14 protein-coding genes are annotated in these 18,254 nt (G+C 64.4%); 5 read left to right on the forward strand and 9 right to left on the reverse strand.

The genetic code is table 11. The features are described 5' to 3' along the window. Positions 1–243: 243 nt before the first annotated feature. The 3 genes from H6B31_RS06370 to H6B31_RS06380 all read left to right on the forward strand — a co-directional run bounded on the left by H6B31_RS06370 (position 244) and on the right by H6B31_RS06380 (position 3,078). Complete coding sequence (locus H6B31_RS06370; protein WP_204897787.1) at positions 244–1,473, forward strand: S-layer homology domain-containing protein; 1,230 nt, start codon at positions 244–246, stop codon at positions 1,471–1,473. Positions 1,474–1,612: 139 nt separating this feature from the next. Continuing rightward, a complete protein-coding gene (locus tag H6B31_RS06375; RefSeq protein ID WP_204897788.1) occupies positions 1,613–2,380 on the forward strand; it encodes a TatD family hydrolase in 768 nt (255 codons plus the stop codon). 77 nt (positions 2,381–2,457) lie between these two features. Beyond that, entirely contained in the window at positions 2,458–3,078 is a 621-nt protein-coding gene (locus H6B31_RS06380) for a TatD family nuclease-associated radical SAM protein (RefSeq protein WP_204897789.1), read from the forward strand. A 72-nt stretch (positions 3,079–3,150) separates the two neighbouring features. Here H6B31_RS06380 and H6B31_RS06385 read toward each other — a convergent pair whose 3' ends face one another. Both H6B31_RS06385 and H6B31_RS06390 read right to left on the reverse strand, forming a co-directional pair. After that, a complete protein-coding gene (locus tag H6B31_RS06385) occupies positions 3,151–3,885 on the reverse strand; it encodes a class I SAM-dependent methyltransferase (RefSeq protein WP_204897790.1) in 735 nt (244 codons plus the stop codon). A gap of 425 nt (positions 3,886–4,310) precedes the next feature. Further along, on the reverse strand, positions 4,311–6,836 hold the full coding sequence (locus tag H6B31_RS06390; RefSeq protein ID WP_204897791.1) for an ATP-dependent helicase: 2,526 nt from the start codon (positions 6,834–6,836) through the stop codon (positions 4,311–4,313). Between the two features lie 201 nt (positions 6,837–7,037). On the opposite strand from H6B31_RS06390, the gene H6B31_RS06395 reads away from it, so the two are divergent. Then, positions 7,038–7,763, forward strand: a complete 726-nt coding sequence (locus H6B31_RS06395) for a DUF4085 family protein (protein WP_204897792.1) — start codon at positions 7,038–7,040, stop codon at positions 7,761–7,763. A gap of 83 nt (positions 7,764–7,846) precedes the next feature. Here H6B31_RS06395 and H6B31_RS06400 read toward each other — a convergent pair whose 3' ends face one another. Both H6B31_RS06400 and H6B31_RS06405 read right to left on the reverse strand, forming a co-directional pair. Continuing rightward, positions 7,847–8,230 carry a thioesterase family protein gene (locus H6B31_RS06400; protein ID WP_204897793.1) on the reverse strand — a complete coding sequence of 128 codons (384 nt, stop codon included), beginning with the start codon at positions 8,228–8,230 and terminating at the stop codon, positions 7,847–7,849. Positions 8,231–8,261: 31 nt separating this feature from the next. Then, positions 8,262–9,206 (reverse strand): DMT family transporter, encoded by a 945-nt coding sequence (locus tag H6B31_RS06405; protein WP_204897794.1) that lies wholly within the window; start codon positions 9,204–9,206, stop codon positions 8,262–8,264. 178 nt (positions 9,207–9,384) lie between these two features. Here H6B31_RS06405 and H6B31_RS06410 point away from each other — a divergent pair, with 178 nt between their 5' ends. Then, positions 9,385–10,218, forward strand: a complete 834-nt coding sequence (locus H6B31_RS06410) for a TrmH family RNA methyltransferase (RefSeq protein ID WP_204897795.1) — start codon at positions 9,385–9,387, stop codon at positions 10,216–10,218. A 35-nt stretch (positions 10,219–10,253) separates the two neighbouring features. Here H6B31_RS06410 and H6B31_RS17685 read toward each other — a convergent pair whose 3' ends face one another. From H6B31_RS17685 to treP, 5 genes are all read right to left on the reverse strand, one after another. Next, positions 10,254–12,464, reverse strand: a complete 2,211-nt coding sequence (locus H6B31_RS17685; RefSeq protein ID WP_204897796.1) for a helicase-related protein — start codon at positions 12,462–12,464, stop codon at positions 10,254–10,256. A gap of 99 nt (positions 12,465–12,563) precedes the next feature. Further along, positions 12,564–14,195 carry a phosphoenolpyruvate--protein phosphotransferase gene (gene ptsP / locus H6B31_RS06420; protein WP_204897797.1) on the reverse strand — a complete coding sequence of 544 codons (1,632 nt, stop codon included), beginning with the start codon at positions 14,193–14,195 and terminating at the stop codon, positions 12,564–12,566. Between the two features lie 84 nt (positions 14,196–14,279). Then, positions 14,280–14,537 carry an HPr family phosphocarrier protein gene (locus H6B31_RS06425; RefSeq protein WP_204897798.1) on the reverse strand — a complete coding sequence of 86 codons (258 nt, stop codon included), beginning with the start codon at positions 14,535–14,537 and terminating at the stop codon, positions 14,280–14,282. A 49-nt stretch (positions 14,538–14,586) separates the two neighbouring features. Then, complete coding sequence (gene treC / locus H6B31_RS06430; RefSeq protein WP_204897799.1) at positions 14,587–16,236, reverse strand: alpha,alpha-phosphotrehalase; 1,650 nt, start codon at positions 16,234–16,236, stop codon at positions 14,587–14,589. Positions 16,237–16,251: 15 nt separating this feature from the next. Beyond that, positions 16,252–18,213 (reverse strand): PTS system trehalose-specific EIIBC component, encoded by a 1,962-nt coding sequence (gene treP, locus H6B31_RS06435; RefSeq protein ID WP_204897800.1) that lies wholly within the window; start codon positions 18,211–18,213, stop codon positions 16,252–16,254. Positions 18,214–18,254 lie beyond the last annotated feature (41 nt).

Consider the following 18,254-nt stretch of genomic DNA (forward strand, 5'->3'; position numbering starts at 1 on the left):
CTCGTCAGTATACATTTTGCCGTCTCGATTGTCAACTACTTTTTTCTGTCGTTTACAATCCTCCAGGAAGTTCCCACCCAAAAGTTCGAGCCGTATTTCTTGCATTTCGCCGTTTTCTTCGGTATAATAAGGTACATTCCAGAACCTGTGATACGGTTTTTTCGTGCGGCAGAGCCCGCACGTCCCGCCGCTGCCTTTTCGTTGGGCTCCAGGCGAGATTTTACCCTCGGGAGGAGCAACGATATGATGCTGAACCAACGGAAACGCGGCCTTTCCGCCGCCGCGGCCCTGGCGCTGGCCCTGACTTTGGCCCTGCCCGCCTCCGCCGCCGACCCCCTCGCCTCCGGCGGCTTCGCGGAGGTGCTGATTTCCGCCCAGGAGACGGACATCCCGGAGGAAGCCCTCCAGCTGGCCCTCTACCAGCGGGACAGCACAGGGGCATTCCAATATACGGAGAATCTGGATTTTACAACGCCGGTGAACCGGGTCACCAAGGACGTGGAGCTCCATGTGACCCCCAACGCCCAGCAGGTGACTTTGACGGTGGACTACCTCACCGACCTGAACGGAGACGGGGCCTATGAGCTGCTCACCGGTGAGGACACCCCGGTGTGGGACGTGCTCACCGCCTCGGGCTCCCTCGCCGCCGCCAGCAGCGGCGTCTCCACCGCCCTGACCACCGGCAGGACCTATACCATTTCCGCCGATGACCTGCTGCGCCGGGGAACCGCCGCCATTCAGGACCGCACCACCAGCGGCAGCACCAGCTACCTGTCCGGGCTCAGCGCCTCCAGCACAGAGCCCGAGTCGGTCATCTATATGGTGACGGTGACCTACCACTCCTCCGCCGATGACGCGGAGTATGAGCTGTGCTACTACCTGCGCCTCTATGAGGAGCTGCCCGCTCCCTCTGCCGCCGACTACCAGGACGTGCCGGCGGACGCCTGGTATTACGGCGCGGTGGATTATGCTGTCTCCCACGGCTATCTGTCCGGCACCAGCCGGAGCCAGTTCTCCCCCGAGGGCACGCTGACCCGGGGCATGCTGGCTCAGATCCTCTATCAGGTGGCCGGACAGCCGGACAACGGCGTCAGCCACTACAGCGACGTGCCCGACGACTCCTGGTGCTACGCCGCCGTCTCCTGGGTCTCTGAGACGGGCATCATGGACGGCAGCAACGGCAACTTCAATCCCGACCGGGCGCCCGCCCGCCAGGAGCTGGCGGTGGCCCTGTACCGCTTCGCCCAGAATGCCGGACTGGACACCCGGGACCGGGCGGACCTGTCCGGCTACGACGATGCCGATCAGGTGGCCTCCTGGGCACGGGCCGGCGTGGAGTGGGCCGTCTCGGCGGGCCTGCTGGCCGGCCGCACCGCAGAGGACGGCGCGCTCCTCCTCTCCCCCGGCGAGCCGGTCACCCGGGCGGAATTCGCCGCGGTCCTCCAGACCCTGTGCGAGTCGGTCCTTCCCTAATCCAAGCCATACTGCGGCCCCGTACCTGTGATTCAGGTACGGGGTCCTTTTCATTGCTCCGGGTTCCGGCCTTGCAATTCCGGCGCGTCGGGAGTATGATAGAGAAAATGAGTTTCACCTGTAAGGAGCAGCAACGCTTATGAACGTATTTGATACCCACGCCCACTACGACTCCGGCGCATTCAACGGCGACCGGCTGGAACTGCTGGCCTCCATGCCGTCCCGGGGCGTGGAACTGATCGTCAATCCGGGCTGTGATTTGGAGTCCTCCCGCACCGCCGTGGAGCTGTCTGAGCGCTTCCCCTTCGTCTACGCCGCCGTGGGGGTCCACCCCTCCGACTGCGGAGAGTGGGAGGACAGCTGGCTGGACGAACTGCGGTCCCTGGCCGCCCGCCCCAAGGTAAAAGCCATTGGGGAGATCGGCCTGGACTACTACTGGAAGGAAAACCCGCCCCGGGAGCACCAGCAGCAGGTGTTCCACAAGCAGCTGGAGCTGGCGGAGGAGCTGGACCTGCCCGTCATCGTCCACGACCGGGAGGCCCACCACGACTGCCTGGAGGTGGTCCGGGCCCACCCCAAGGCCCGGGGCGTGTACCACTGCTACTCCGGCAGCCTGGAGGACGCCAAGGTGCTGGTCAAGCTGGGGTGGATGATCTCTTTCACCGGAACCATCACCTATAAAAACGCCCGAAAGGCCCTGGAGGTGGTGGAGTGGCTGCCCATGGACCGGATTATGATTGAGACCGACTCCCCCTATCTGACCCCAGAGCCCTTCCGGGGCAAGCGCAACGACTCCGGCCACGTCCACCTGGTGGCGGAGAAGATCGCCCAGATCAAGGGGCTGGAGCCCGACGAGGCGGCCCGCATCACCCTGGAAAATGGGAAGCGCTTTTTCCGCATCCCCTGACCGATGTCCCAGGCGGCAAAACAGCAGGCCGCTTAAATACAACAGAACCATCAACATTTGAAGGAGGCGTGACGGCTATGACCATCACCTATGAATATGAGGGCGCGCTGTATGTGAACCTCACCAACCGCTGCAACTGCAACTGCGAGTTCTGCCTGCGCCACGGGAAGAAGGAGGGCTCCATCTACACCGAGGACTCCCTGTGGCTGGAGCGGGAGCCCACCCGCCAGGAGGCCCTGGACAGCTTCCTGAGCCGGGACGTGTGCTCCTACCGGGAGATCGTCTTCTGCGGCTACGGCGAGCCCACCTATCGCATCGACGACATTGTGTGGCTGGTGGACCAGCTGAAGGAGCGCTTCGGGGACAAGCTGCCCCCGGTGCGCATCAACACCAACGGCCACGCCAATCTGATCCAGGGCCGGGACGTGATCCCCGACCTGAAGGGGCGCATCGACACCCTGTCCATCTCCCTCAACGCCAACACCGCCGCCGAGTACGTGGCCCTGTGCCATCCGGTCCAGGGGGAGGCCGCCTACCAGGCCATGCTGGACTTCGCCAAGGAGGCCAAGGACTACGTCCCCCACGTGGTGTTCACCGTGGTGGACAAGGGCACCGCCCCCGAGGAGATCGAGGAGAGCCGCCGCATCGCGGACAGCCTTGGTGTCAAGCTGCGGGTCCGCAGCTACATCGACTCCTGAGGGCATTTCGAAACTGCAAAAAACCACCCGTCTCCAGCCTCTGGCCTGGGAACGGGTGGTTTTCTTGTTTGGTCAGCGGGGCTTCTCCGCCGACACCAGCAGCATCATGGGCCGGCGCATCTCGTCCCGCATGCCGGGCAGGTCCAGCATATCCTCCGGGGGCTGGGGCTCCACCACGCGTTTGAGGCGGAACCCGCAGCTCAGCAGGGTGTTCAGATAGGTGGTGAGGGTGCGGTGGTACTTCACCACGTGCTCCCCCAGAAACACCGCATCCCGCTCCCCCTCATAGTAGTAGTTGTCCACCGGGAAGTGGAGAATCTCCCCGTCGGGACCGTAGTACCAGTCCTGGGAGCCGTAGGCGGTGAACACCGGGTGCTCCGCTGAAAAGACAAATGTTCCGCCGGGGGTCAGCCACCGGAAAATATTCTCCGCCAGAGGCCCGAAATCCCGGACATAGTGGAGGGCCAGGGAGCTGAGCACCACGTCAAAGCTGCCCTCCGGGAAGGCCAGGTCCTCCATGGCAGAGCGGCGGTACTGGATGGCCGGGGCGCTGTTTTTGATTCGGGCCGTCTCCAGCATCTTCTCCGACAGGTCGGTCCCCAGGACATAGGCCGCCCCGTGCCCGGCGGCATAACCGCAGTGCCAGCCGTAGCCGCAGCCCAGGTCCAACACCCGCTTCCCGGAAAAATCCGGCAGGAGTTTTTGCAGCTCCCGCCACTCCCCCGCCCCCTCCAGGCCCTGGGTGGAGCGGAGCATCTGGCTGTATTTTTGGAAAAAGACCGGATTGTCATAGGGGTTTTCTTTCATGGTATCCCTCTTTTCTGGTTCTTCCGGGCCGGCGGAGGCTTCCTAGAGCTTGACAAGGTTTTAATCTTTACAGTGTTTCTCAAAGAAAACGGAATGCGGGCGGCCCGGTGTGCCGCCCCTACGGCATCTTTGCAGTCTCCCAAAGCGGCGCGCCGAGGTCGTCGCGCCCCACCTCCCAGCACCATCCACACCTGCTCGGCAAAGCCAGGCGCGGAAGTGGAACCGCACCAGCCGCCATTTTTGCAAACCCAGGGCCCAGCAGCCCGATGAGGGCATCGGGCCCTACAAAATTGAGGCACAAGTTCACCGTCCGCAGAAAACGAACCGGCCCGACCATCGCCCCCTCATCCGTCTGGCCTAACGGCCAGCCACCTTCCCCCCCCCAGGGGGAAGGCTATAGAAGATCAGGGGGCGAACTATCCCTTTTAGGAAATCTTCGTCATATGCGCCGCCGCCGACTTCATCATCAGCCGCTTGGTGCCCACGTTGTCAAAGGCGATCTCCACCAGGGCGTCGCCCCCCATCTTCTGGATGGACAGGATCATCCCCTTGCCGAAGGCCTTGTGCTGGACCATGTCCCCCTTGCGGAAGTCCGCCGGAGCTGCGCTGGGCGCCGAGGAGACGCCGGAGGCCTTGGGCCGGGGCGCTCCGCCGCCGGACATGGCCCTGGTAAATCCGCCGTAGTCCCCGCCGGACGGGCGGCTCTCATACTGGGGCCGCTGGTCGAAGGGGCTCCGGCCGCCCGCGTAAGTCCCCCGCTGGCCGTAGCCCCCGTAGCCGGAGGTGCGGCTGGGGACGCCTCCCCAGTCGGAGGTCTGGTCCAGGAAATTCCGGCCGGACCGCTCCAGGTGCTCCGGGGGGATCTCCTCTAAAAACCGGGAGGGCCGGTTGGAGCTGGTGCGGCCAAAGAGCATGCGCTGGTTGGCGCAGGTGAGGTAGAGCTTCTCCTTGGCCCGGGTCATGGCCACGTAACAGAGCCGCCGCTCCTCCTCCATCTCGTCCTGCTCCCCGATGGCCCGGATACCAGGGAAGATGCCCTCCTCGGCCCCCACCACAAAGACCACCGGGAACTCCAGCCCCTTGGCAGAGTGCATGGTCATCATCACCACACAGTCCTGGTCCGGGTCGTGGCTGTCTAGGTCGGTGTACAGGGCGATCTCATCCAGGAAGCCGGCCAGGGAGGGCTCGTCCCCGGCGTTCTCCAGGTAGCCCCGGATGGAGGTCAGCAGCTCCCGCACGTTCTCCAGGCGGGTGCGGTCCTCCACGGTGTTTTTGGTCTCCAGCATGGTGCCGTAGCCGGTGCGGACGATCAGCTCCTCATAGAACTGGTCCAGGGGCAGTTTCCCCAGCAGCTCCCGCAGCTCGCCCATCAGGCTGGTGAACACCGCCAGCTTTCCCGCCGACCGCTCCAGCTCCGGGTACTGCCGGGCGTGATCGATGACGGCGTACAGGGAGGTGTTCTCCCGCCGGGCCACCTCCTGGGCGGTCTCCACCGTTTTCAGACCGATGCCCCGGGGCGGGTTATTGATGATCCGGGTGAGGCGCAGGTCGTCCCCCGGGTTGTTGAGGACGGCCAGATAGGCGATCATGTCCTTGACCTCCGCCCGGTCGAAGAAGCGGGTGCCCCCGATGATCCGGTAGGGGACCCCGTTGCGCTTGAAGGCCTGCTCCATCTGGTTGGACTGGGCGTTCATCCGGTAGAGGACGGCGTGGTCCTTCCAGGGGATGCCCTGGCTGTAGTCCTCCAGAATGCGGGCGGCCACATACTGGGCCTCATCGCTCTCGTTCATGGCGGTGTACAGGTGGAGCTTCTCCCCCTCCCCCGCTCGGGTCCACAGCTCCTTACCCTTGCGGCCTTGGTTGTTGCGGATGACCGCGTTGGAGGCCTCCAGGATGTGCTTGGTGGAGCGATAGTTCTCCTCCAGGCGGATGGTGCGGCAGGCGGGGTATTGCTTCTCAAAGGAGAGGATGTTCTCGATGGTGGCCCCCCGGAAGCGGTAGATGGACTGGTCGTCGTCGCCCACCACGCAGAAGTTCTCATAGCCCCCGGCCAGGGTGGAGGCCAGCAGATACTGCAAATTGTTGGTGTCCTGGTACTCGTCGATGAGCACATACCGGAACTTCCGCTGGTAGAAGCTCCGCACCTCCTCAAACTGCTGGAGGAGCCGCACGGTGTGGAGGATAATGTCATCAAAGTCCAGGGCGCTGGCCTCCCACAGGCGGCGCTGGTACTCCACGTAAATTTTAGCGATCTTGGCCAGGCGGTAATCCCCGGACTTCTCGCACTCGGCCAGGTATTCATCCGCCAGCTTCATGGCGTCCTTGGCCCGGGAGATGTACCCCAGCACCGTCCGGGGCGGGAACTGCTTGTCGTCCAGGTTCAGGTCTTTCAGGCAGTCCTTGATGACCCGGATGGAGTCGTCGGTGTCGTAGATGGTGAAGGAGGAGGCGAAGCCCAGCCGGTCGATGTCCCGGCGCAGGATGCGCACGCAGGCGGAGTGGAAGGTGGAGGCCCACACGTCCTCCGCCTCCGGCCCCAGCATTTTGGCCAGGCGGTCCTTCAGCTCCCCGGCGGCCTTGTTGGTGAAGGTGATGGCCAGAATGGTCCAGGGGGCGGCGGGCTCCAGGCGGCACAGGCGCTCCTGGCGCGCCTTGTCCTCCGGGGCAGGGGCGATTTTTCCGGCGGCGTAGTCCTCCAGAAAGGCCAGGTCGTCGGAGGTCACCCACTCGGGCACCTCCTCGCTGTCCGACCCCCGGCCGTACTTCATCAGGTTGGCGATGCGGTTGATGAGCACGGTGGTCTTGCCGCTCCCCGCTCCGGCCAGAAGGAGAAGGGGGCCCTCGGTGGCCAGCACCGCCTTCTGCTGCTCCGGGTTTAATTGGGAAAACTCCCGGGCGATGGTCCCCCGGCGGGCCTTGCAAAAGCGAAGTTCTTCTTGATGGTTGAGCATAGTCTCTCGTTCCTGTTCTCTCTAAAATCTCCCCGCCCGCCCCGCCGGGACGGACGGCTCATATCCAAACGTGCTTTTTATTGTATCGCAAAGGGCCCGCCCGGTCAACCGAAGTTTCTCCTCCTTGCGGCCGGCGGGGATGCCCTGTATAATAAAAGGCAAATATGCCCCATCTTTGATCCACCGGAAGGAGGTCTCCCCATGAAGTTCCTCACCAAGGAGTGGAGCCAGCAGATGACCAAGAAGGGCTTCCTGCTGAGCAGCCCTCAGGTAAACCCCCAGGCGGCAGCATTTTCTGAGTCGTTCTATCAGACGCTTTATCAAGAGGCGCAGCAGAAGCACCTGGATCTGATGCGGAAGGTAGCCGCACTGAGCAAGAAGCCCTTTCAGGCCGAGCGGGAGGCGGAGCAGTTCCGCCAGACCCACCAGCGGAGGGTGGAGGAGCTGCGCCAGTTCCTGCCCCAGGAAATTCTGGACCAGGTGGCCGACGTGCGGGTGCTGGCTCTGGACGTCTCCACCCAGGAGGTGAAGGAGGCCGCCGACCGGTGGTGCCAAGAGAACCGGCGGCAGGCGGAGCAGGTCTTCCAAACCTGCATGGACTGGCGCAAGCAGGTGCGGCCCCAGGTGGGGGCACAGCTCCAGGACCGGTTCTCCTTCCACGACAGCACGGTGGTCAAAGTGGAACGCGCTCCGGACCGTCTCACCCTCTTTCTGGAGGACGGCGGCTACTCCCCGGTGAGCCGGGTGGACTTTCTCTCCCCCCGCATTCTGGAGGAGGACGAGGGGCTGGAGGGGGCCGTCTGGCTCTATGAGGAGATCCACCCCGCCCAAGGGGGCAACGAGTACCACGCCCTGCTGTGGCGGGAAGGTGACCATCTGCTCTATTTCACGGTATTTGCAAAAGATCTTCGCATGTATGAGGAGTAACAGGGATTTACCCCCTGAAGCCGCAGAAAAAGACATCCCCCGCCCGCAATGTGCGGGCAGGGGATGTCCTCTTTTTGTCTATGTTATGCCTGTTTTCCCTGGGCCTTTTCCTGGATGCCCTTGGGGGCCACCATGATACGCAGGTGGGAGCCCTCGCCGCACTTGCTCTTCTCGTCGTGCACCTCGATGTCGAACCACATCTTTCTCCGCTCGATGCTTCGCAGACGGGCGGTGGCGGTCACCTTCATGCCCACAGGGGTGGGGGCCAGGTGGCGGCAGTGAATCTCCGCCCCCACAGTGGTCATCCCCTCGTCCAGATAGGCCTTGGCCAGCTCTAGGGCGGCCGCCTCCATGAGGGCCACCATGTTGGGGGTGGACAGGATCTTGGACCCGGCGCTGCCGATGCGCTTGGCGGTCATCTCGTCGGTGACCTCCCAGGTCAGACTGTACTCGGTGGGTTTTTCCATGTTCTGTTCCTCCTTATGATTTCGTCCCATATTATGGTTTTGTTTCCAGGTCTTCTTCCCTCGCCGCCTCCTGTCCCCTGCGGCCGCGCAGCTGTTTCAGCGAATCCCACTGGGACAGGGCCAGCCCCACCAGGGTCAGCAGGGTGCCTCCGGCGGACATGGGGGTGACCACCTCGCGGAGGATCAGGACGGAGCAGACCACCGTAATCACCGGCACCAGATAGATGTACACCATGGTCCTGATGGGACCCAGGGTCTTGATGGCAAAATTCCAGGTGACAAAGCAGGCGGCGCAGGCCCCCAGCCCCAGGTAGAGGAACATCCCCACATAGCTGGGCTCGCTCAGCCGCTCCAGCCCCAGGCGGAAGTCCATGACCGCGGCGGCGGGGATCATAAAGAGGATGCCCCAGCCGAAGATCCGCCGGGTGGTCTGGATCACGTTCCAGCCGTAGCCGCCGATCTGCTTGGTGAGCAGGGAGTAGACCGCCCACACCACGGCGGCCAGCACCGCCAGCAGGTCCCCCCGGGGGTCCAGGGAGAGCTGGCTGCCATTGAAGCTGATGAGGCAGATCCCCGCCATGGACACCACAAAGCCCAGAAGGAAGCTCCAGCGGGGCCGCTCCTTCCCCCGGCTGAGAAGCAGGGTGAAGAGGGCAGCAAACAGGGGCGAGGCGGACACGATCACCCCCACATTGGAGGCCGTGCTGAAGGTGAGGGCGATGTTTTCCAGCAGATAGTAGAGGCACACCCCCGTCAGCCCGGCGGCGGCAAAGACCGCCTCCCTGTGCCAGTTCCCCACCTTCAGCCGCCGGGGGCACACCAGCCACAGGGCCAGAAAGCCCAGTACGAACCGGAACAGCAGGATCTCAATGGGAGTAAATGCCTCCAGCAGCAGCTTGGTGGCGATAAAAGTGGTCCCCCAGTTCACCACGGTAAACAGCGCCGCCAGGTGCCCCAGGGACAGTTTCTCTTCCATGTCCGCCCTCCTCATCTCAGAGCTTTCAGTTCAGTGTACCACGAGAGGGCGGGCGCTGTAAAGGAAGAAACGCCGCTGCCCGGCTCTCTCCTCCCCATCCAGGGGTCGACGGATGGGGAAAACTCTGGTATACTGAGAAAAACATTCCCTTCCCCAGAGGAGGGTCAGGAGGCGCAGTATGGCCCATATTTTTGAGATCACAGACATCCATGCACCGGAGCTGCGGCCCTACGCCCAGCTCACCCACGCCCAGCTGCGCAGCCGCCGGAACCCGGAGCAGGGTATTCTCATCGCCGAGAGCGCCAAGGTCATCGCCTGCGCCCTGAACGCCGGCTGCCGGCCCGTCTCCTTCCTCATGGAGCAGCGGCAGCTCCCCGCCTTCGCGGAGCAGTTCCAGGACCGGTGCGGAGACGTGCCCGTCTACACCGCCGACCGGGAGGTCCTCGCCCAGCTCACCGGCTATGCCCTCACCCGGGGGATGCTGTGCGCCATGCGCCGCCCGGCCCTCCCCGCCATGGAGGACCTGTGCCGAAACGCCCGGCGGATCGCGGTGCTGGAGCATGTCACCGACTCCAGCAACGTGGGGGCCATCTTCCGCTGTGCCGCCGCCCTGGGGATGGACGCGGTGCTGGCAGCCCCCTCCTGCTGCGACCCGTTTTACCGGCGTTCCATCCGGGTGAGCATGGGGACGGTGTTCCAGATCCCCTGGACCTGGATCGACGGGGCGTGGCCCACCCCCGGCCTCTCCCGGCTGAAGGAACTGGGGTTTCAGACGGCGGCCCTGGCCCTGGACCACCGCTCCGTCTCCATTGAGGAACCCGCGCTGGCCCGTGCGGACAAGCTGGCCCTCCTGCTGGGCTCCGAGGGGGACGGCCTCTCCCCGGAGACCATCGCCGGGTGCGACTACACGGTGCGTATCCCCATGTTCCACCAGGTGGACTCCCTGAATGTGGCCGCCGCCGCGGCGGTGGCCTTCTGGCAGCTCCGGCCCCGGACCTCCGGGGAGGGGTGAGCCATCTATAAAAAAGCTGAAATCCGGCGCGGAGGTTACCTCCGCGCCGGATTTTTGCGCTCATGGCGGAAACACTCGTCGCACAGCCGCCCCCGGTGGTGGAGGGGCAGGGCCTTTCCGCAGCGGGCGCAGAAGCGGATGTTGTTTCGCAGCCGGTGGAGCAGGATCTCGTTGATCTCGTCTGCCACCCGCTCCCGGCTGTCGTAGAGCTTGTCCTCGTCCACAGGGCAGTCGAAGGCCTTGGCAAAGGAGAAGTAAAGGTCCAGCTTCCGGTAGTACAGCTCCAGCTCCGGCAGAGTGACCTCCCCCTCCGGCTGTCCCGGCTGCTCAATGGGCTCCCCCCGCTGCCAGCGGTTCAGAAACTGGAAGAACAGCTCCCGCAGGGCCTCCTCCGTCTCGTCAAAGGGGATGTTGGCCGCCCGCAGCTCCTGCTCCTTGGAGAGCAGGAATCCCATCTCCCGCATCTTGGAGATGATGGCGATGTACCGGGTGATGTCCAGCTTGCGGTAGGGCTCCACCGTGGGCATCTGGTTCCACTGGGTCAGGACCTCCAGCAGGTCAAAGTCCACCTGGAGCACCAGGTCGGAGAAGCCCACCACCGCGTACTGCAGAGGCGGGACCACCGCCTCCAGCCCGGCCCGGATTAGCTCCAGGTTCTGGGTGGCCCCCACATAGCCCTTGGCGTACATGCCGTACCGGCCCGCCCTACCTGCGATCTGGCGGATCTCCTCCGGTTTCAGGGGGCGGCGCTCCACCCCGTCAAACTTCTCCGTGTCCATGAAGATGACCCGCCGGATGGGCAGGTTCAGCCCCATGCCGATGGCGTCGGTGGACACGATATACTTCATCTTCCCCTCCAGGAACCCCTCCATCTGTCTGCGGCGGGTGGCGTAGGGCAGGGCCCCGTAGATGATGGCGGGCTCCTTGCCGCTCTGGCGCAGGTCCTCTGCCACGCTGAGCACCCCCACCTTGGAGAAGGTGATGAGGGCGTCCCCGGGCTGCACCCGCTGGTAGTCGATGGGGTGGGTCATGCAAATCAGAGGGGTGGTCCGCTGGTGCTCCTGCACCTCATAGGTGTCCCCGCAGCTCTCAATGAGGCGGATGAGCAGGTGCTTGGCCTCCGGGGCGGCGCACAGGTGGACCTCCGGGGCCAGCACCCCCAGGATGGCCCGGGTCCAGGCGTACCCCCGCTGGGGGTCGGCGATCATCTGGCACTCGTCGATGACCGCCACGTCATAGCGCCGCTCCAGGGACAGTTTCTCTGCCGTGGCGGCCATGTGGGTGTCCCCCTCCCGGAGGTCCTCCTCCTCCCCGGTGGACAGGCTGCAGTCCACCCCGGCGTCCAGCAGGGTCTCCTGGGCCTCCAGGGCCAGCAGCCGCAGAGGGGCCAGATAAATTCCGGTCCCGGCCCGGATGAGCCGCTGAAACCCGGCGTAGGTCTTGCCTGTGTTGGTGCCCCCCAGGTGGAGGACAAAGCGGCGGCGCATGGCCCGGGCCTCCGGGTACTCGTCCTTGGGGTTCAGGGCGATGAGCAGGGACAGGCTGGTGCGGATGGCCTTTGGCACATACCACACCGACCAGACGGCCCCCAGCCCTTCCAGCAGCAGCTGCCCGGCAGGAAAGCCCTCCGCCTGGAGAAAACGCTCCACGTCGGCCTCAGGCTGCTGATCCGTGAAGTCTGCCAGCGCCTGCCCGGAGGCAGCCCGCAGCACATTGGGATAGCGGGCGTAGACCTGCCCGGCGAGCGGGTGGTCCGGGTGCTCCCCCAGCCAGCTCCCCGCCTGGAGGAAGTGCTTCAAAATCTCGGGCAGGCGCCTGCTGTCGCACCGCTGCTCCAGGGCCAGAAACTCCCCCAGCCAGGCCGCCGCCTGGGAGGTGCGCACTCCCCGCCCCTTTGTCCCGGTGGGGAGCCGGTCCAGAATGCCCCGGTGGTAGTGCTCCGCCAGCCGCCAGGCTGCCCCGCCGTCCGGCTCCGCCGCCTCCCAGGCCCGCCGCAGCGCCCCGCATACCGCCTCCACATCCCGGGGCTGGCGCTCCCCACCGGAGCGCCGGCGGTTTCTGCCCTGGGCAAACTGGGGGGTGCTCTCCGCCCGGCTCACGTCCTCCTTGCTCCAGGCCCGGACGAAGCGCCCGTCAAAGGGCAGATAGCGGGGCTCCGGCAGCAGCTCCCGGATCAGAGCGTTGGTCCACCCCCGCCGCTTCAACAGGGAGGCGGTCCAGTATTTTCCTCGGCTGCGTCCCGACACGGTGCATTCTCCTCTCTCCTGTGCAGTCGCTCTCCTGTCCAGTATAGCCGAAGCGGGCAAAATCTTCAACCGCAGATCGCGCTGCCCCTTCCGTCCGCTCTATGAATTGGGCGGCAGCCGCAGGTCCAGCCCCCGGATGCGCCGGCGCAGGGGCAGGATGGCGGAGGGGGACACGGACAGCTCGTCCACCCCCATCCGGAGAAAGAGCTCGGTGAGGGCCAGGTCTGCCCCCAGCTCCCCGCAGACCCCCACCCAGCAGCCGTGGCGGTGGCCCGCCTCCACCGCCATGCGCACCATCCGCAGCACCGCCGGATGGTGGGGGTCGTAGAAGGGGTCCAGCCTGGGGTTCTGCCGGTCAATGGCCAGGGTGTACTGGGCCAGATCGTTGGTGCCCAGGGAGAAGAAGTCCACCTCCCGGGCCAGCTCGTCGGCGATCATCACGGCGGCGGGGGTCTCCACCATGATCCCCACCTCCACGCGGCCTATAGGACAGCCCTGGCCGTTCAGCTCCCTGCGGCAGTCCTCCAGCAGCTCCCTGGCGTCCTTCACCTCCCGCACGGAGATGATCATGGGAAACATGACGGCCACCGTCCCGTAGGCGCTGGCGCGGAGGATGGCCCTCAGCTGCGTTTTGAACAGGTCTTTCCGGGTCAGGCAGATGCGGATAGCCCGGTAGCCCAGGGCGGGGTTCTCCTCCCTCTCCAGGCCGAAGTAATCCGCCTTCTTGTCCGCCCCGATGTCCAGTGTGCGGATGACCACCTTTTTCCCCGCCATGGTCTCCACCACCCGGCGGTAGACGGCAAGCTGCTCCTCCTCCGTGGGGGGGTGACCGCTGTTCAGATAGAGGAACTCGCTGCGGAACAGCCCGATGCCCTGGGCGTCGTTCTGGAGGACCAGCCCTACGTCGGCGTCGCTGCCGATATTGGCGAACACCTGGATCTCGGTGCCGTCCAGGGTTACATTGGGCTTCTTTTTCAGCCCCTGAAGGAGGGACGCCTGCTCGGCGTCGGCCCGCCTTCTGGCCTCCATGGCGGCCAGGAGACTGGGCGCCGGGTCCACATACAGGCACTGGTTATAGCCGTCCAACACCGCCATTCGGCCGTCCCAGGCCGGGTCCGCCTCCACCCCCACCAGGGCGGGGATGCCCATGGTCCGGGCCAGAATGGCGGTGTGGCTGTTGGTGGAGCCGCCCCGGGTGACAAACCCCCGCAGCTTCCGCTTGTCCAGCTGCACCGTCTCGCTGGGGGACAGGTCGTCCGCCATCAGGATGAAGGGCTCATCCCAGTCCGGCTTCTCCTCCGCTCCCGCCAGGACGGCCTGGAGCCGGTGGGCCACGTCCCGCACATCCGCCGCCCGGGCCTGCATGTAGGTATCCTCCATGGCCGCAAAGGCGGCGGCAAAGTTCTCTCCCGTCACCTGGACCGCGTGCTCGGCGGTGCCCCCCTGGGTGCGGATGACGCTTCTCACCGCGTCCAGAAAGTCCTCGTCCTCCAGCATCATCTGGTGGATCTCAAAGATGGCGGCGTTGTCCTCCCCCACCTCCCCTACGGCGCTCTCATAGAGAGACCTCAGCTGGGCCTGGGCCCTGGCGCGGGCCTGCTCAAACCGCTCCAGCTCCTCCTCCGGGGCAAGGCCGGAGATGGACTGGGCCTGGACCTCCCGTTTCTGAAACCAGCGGAGCCGGCCGATGGCAATTCCATCCCATATGGATTTCCCTGCGGCAGCCTTCATATCCGTCCACATCCTTTCCTGGGCGGCAAAAGCGCCCTGCGGATTTTAGTCTCCGCAGGGCGCTTTCTTTTATGTGGGCCTCTCTCACAGATTCTCCTGGAAAAACTTCTCCATGGCGGCGGCGGCCTCCTCCTCATCGGCCCCCTCCACGGTGACGGTCACCGTATTTCCCTGCTTGATTCCCATGCCCATCAGGGCCATGAGCTTGGTGGCGGCGGCGGTCTTGCCGTCCTTCTCCACGGTGATAGAGCTCTGGAAGGCTTTGGCCGCCTTTACCAGCAGGCCGGCGGGGCGGGCGTGGATGCCCACGGGATCGGTAATGGTGTACTGGAACTGTTTCATGATTGTATGCACTCCTTTTCTTTGTATCCGTTTCCGGGATGACCCGCCTTTAGTTACGGCGGAGTAATAACATGGATTCGTAGGGCCGCAGCTCCATCTCCGGCTCAGGCTTGGAGTCGGGATAGTTGGCCAGCAGAACCTGGTATCCCTCCAGGTCCACCGGGCATTTCCAGGTACAGGGCTTTCGGTAGAAGTTGCTGACGCACAGCAGCTCCGTCCCCTCCCAGCTGCGCCGGTAGGCCAGCACCGAGGGGTTCTCCGGGTCCAGGGGGGCGAAGTCCCCCCGAGAGATCACGTCGTGCTCCCTGCGCAGCTGAATCAGGGTCTTGTAGTAGGAGAAGATGGAGTCCGGGTCGTCCACCTGGGCGGCGGCGTTGATCTTCTCACAGTTGGGGTTGACGCTGATCCACGGGGTCCCGCCGGTGAAGCCGCCGTTTTCCGAGCCGTCCCACTGCATGGGGGTGCGGGCGTTGTCCCGGGAGTGGACCTTCAGAATGTTATAGGCGCTCTCCTGGCTCATACCCTTGTCCCGCAAAATCTGGAAGTGGTTCAGGCTCTCCACATCCCGGTATTGGCTCAGATCGGTAAATCCGGCGTTGGTCATGCCGATCTCCTCCCCCTGGTAGAGATAGGGGGTGCCCCGCAGGCAGTGGATCACCCCGGCCAGCATCTTGGCCGACTGCTTCCAGTACTCCCCCTCGTCCCCAAAGCGGGAGACCACCCGGGGCTGATCGTGGTTGCACCAGAACACCGCGTTCCATGCGTTGTGCTCCGCCATCCCCTGCTGCCAGGAGAAGATGATGTCCTTGAGCTTCTGGAAATCCGTGGGCACCAGCACCCACTTCTCGTTGCCCATGAAGTCCACCTTCAGGTGGTGGAAGGAGAACACCATGGTCAGCTCGTGGCTGTCCGCCCCGGCATACTGGAAGCAGTTCTCCATGGAGGTGGAGGACATCTCCCCCACGGTGATGATCCCCGGGTCCCGGCCGAAGGTGGCCTCGTTGAGCTCCTTGAGATACTGGTGGATCTTGGGCCCGTCGGTGTAGAACCGGCGGCCGTCCCCCTGGTGGTCGTCCTCAAAGGAGTCCTTGCTGATCAGGTTGATCACATCGAAGCGAAAGCCCCTGACCCCCTTGCCCATCCAGAAGCGGACCACGTCCTGGACCTCTCGCCGGACCTCCGGGTTGTCCCAGTTCAGGTCCGCCTGGGTCTTGTCAAAGAGATGGAGATAGTATTCGTCAAACTGGGGGACGTATTCCCAGGCACTGCCGCCGAATTTGCTCTCCCAGTTGGTGGGAGGGGCGCCGTCGGGCTTGCCCTTTTTCCAAATATAGTAGGCCTTGTACTTTGGGTCCCCGGCCAGGGCCTTTTGGAACCACTCGTGCTGGGTGGAGGTGTGGTTGAACACCATGTCCAGCATCAGGCCGATGCCCCGCTGCTCCGCCTGGCGGGAGAGCTCCTCAAAGTCGGCCATGGTGCCGTACCGGGGGTCGATGTTCCGGTAGTCGGCCACATCATAGCCGTTGTCGTTCTGGGGGGACACAAAGAAGGGGGTCAGCCAGAGATAGTCCACGCCCAGCTCCTTCAGATAGTCCAGCTTGGCGGTGACCCCTTTCAATTCTCCCAGTCCGTCCCCGTTGGTGTCCAGGAAGGACTTGGGGTAGATCTGATAGACGACGCTCTTCTTAAAATCCTGCATGGGTACAGCCTCCTCTTAGAAGCGGATGACCACGGTCCGGCCCGCCTGGGCGTCCACGTTGGTCTCAAAGGTGGGGGCAAGGTCGCCGGGATCGGTGACCAGGAAGGCGGTGGTAGTGGGGTGTCCGGCCGCCTTGATCTTCTCCGGATCGAAGGTGATCAATTTGTCGCCCAAGTGCACCCGGTCCCCCTCCTTCACGTGGAGCTGAAAGCCGTCGCCGTTCATGGACACCGTGTCGATGCCCACGTGGATGAGCAGCTCCGCCCCGTTGTCCAGGGTGAGCCCCACCGCGTGGCGGCTGTCCTCAATGACGGAGCACACGGTGGCGTCGGCGGGGGCAACCACCACGTTGCCGGTGGGCTCAATGCCCACCCCCTCCCCCAGGATGCCCTGGGAGAACACCTGGTCGGGGATCTCCTCCATGGGGATGACCCGGCCGGACAGAGGGGCGGTGACGCCCTCCGCCCCAGCGGCGGGGGGCTCCGCCTGGGGCTGTTCCTCTGCGTCGGGGGCGACGGAGGGGGCCGCGGGCTCCGCGGCGGCCGTACTCAGCCCCCGGTCGGCGGCGGACAGCTTCCGGCTGCCCACCAGGATGGTCAGGACAAAGGGCACCGCGACGGCCACCAACATGGCGATGAGGAAGTTCAGCCAGAACTGGGGCTTGATGGACAGAATCCCGGGCAGGCCGCCCACACCGATGGAGTAGGCCTCCACGCCGGTGCCGATAGAGATGACCGCCCCGCAGGCGGAGCCGATCATGCCGCACACCAGGGGAAACCCGTATTTCAGGTTGACGCCGAAGAGGGCGGGTTCGGTGACGCCCAGGTAGCAGGAGATGCAGGCGGGGATGTTCACCTGCTGGGCCCGCTCATTCTTCTTTTGGAGCACACTCATAGCCAGCACAGCGGAGCCCTGGGCGATGTTGGACAGGGCGATCATGGGCCACAGGTTGGTGCCGCCGTACAGGTTCACCAGCTGGGAGTCGATGGCGTTGGTCATGTGGTGCAGTCCGGTCATCACAATGGGGGCGTACAGCAGGCCGAAGAGGGCCGCAAACAGCCAGCGCACATTGGAGGTGAGGCCGGCATACACCACCGAGGCGATGGCGTCGCCGATCTGCCATCCGATGGGACCCACGATCGTGTGGGCCACCAGGACCGCCGGCACCAGGGAGCAGAAGGGCACCACGATCATGCTCACCACTTCGGGGCAGATCTTTTTAAAGAACTTCTCCAGGTACACCAGCACAAAGCCGGCCAGCATGGCGGCGATGACCTGGCCCTGATAGCCGATCATCTGGATCTGGACAAAGCCGAAGTCCCACACGGGGATGTCCTCCACGGCGGTGGTAGCCACCGAGAAGCCGTTGAGCAGCTGGGGGGACACCAGGGTCAGGCCCAGGATGATGCCCAGGATCTGGGTGGTGCCCATCTTCTTGGTGATGGACCACACGATGCCCACGGGCAGCATGTGGAACACCGCCTCGCCGATGAGCCACAGGAAGCTGTACATGCCGGCCCAAAACTGGGACACATCCGCCAGGCTCTGGGTCCCGCCGCCCAGGAAGTTGATCTCACCGATGATGTTTCGGAAGCCCAGGATCAGGCCGCCACAGATGAGGGCGGGGATGATGGGGGCGAAGATCTCGCCCAGAGTGCCCATGATCCGCTGGAGCAGAGACTGGTTCGTCTGGGCAGCCGCCTTCACCGCATCTTTGCTGACCCCCTCAATGCCCGCGCAGGCGGTGAACTCATTGTAGAAGATGGCCACATCGTTGCCGATGATGACCTGAAACTGTCCGGCCTGGGTAAAGGTCCCCTTTACCGCCGGGATGGCCTCGATGGCCGCCGTGTCCGCCTTGGCCGGGTCCGCCAGCACAAACCGCATCCGGGTCATGCAGTGGGACACCGCCTGAATATTTTCCCTGCCTCCAATGGCCCGCAGAAGCGTCTGTACATCTGCCTGATACTTTGCCATGGGCGCCTTCCCTCCTGTTGGTTCTAATGTTTATCCTAGAT

Source organism: Pseudoflavonifractor capillosus, from assembly GCF_016899775.1.
Classification (GTDB): domain Bacteria; phylum Bacillota; class Clostridia; order Oscillospirales; family Oscillospiraceae; genus Lawsonibacter.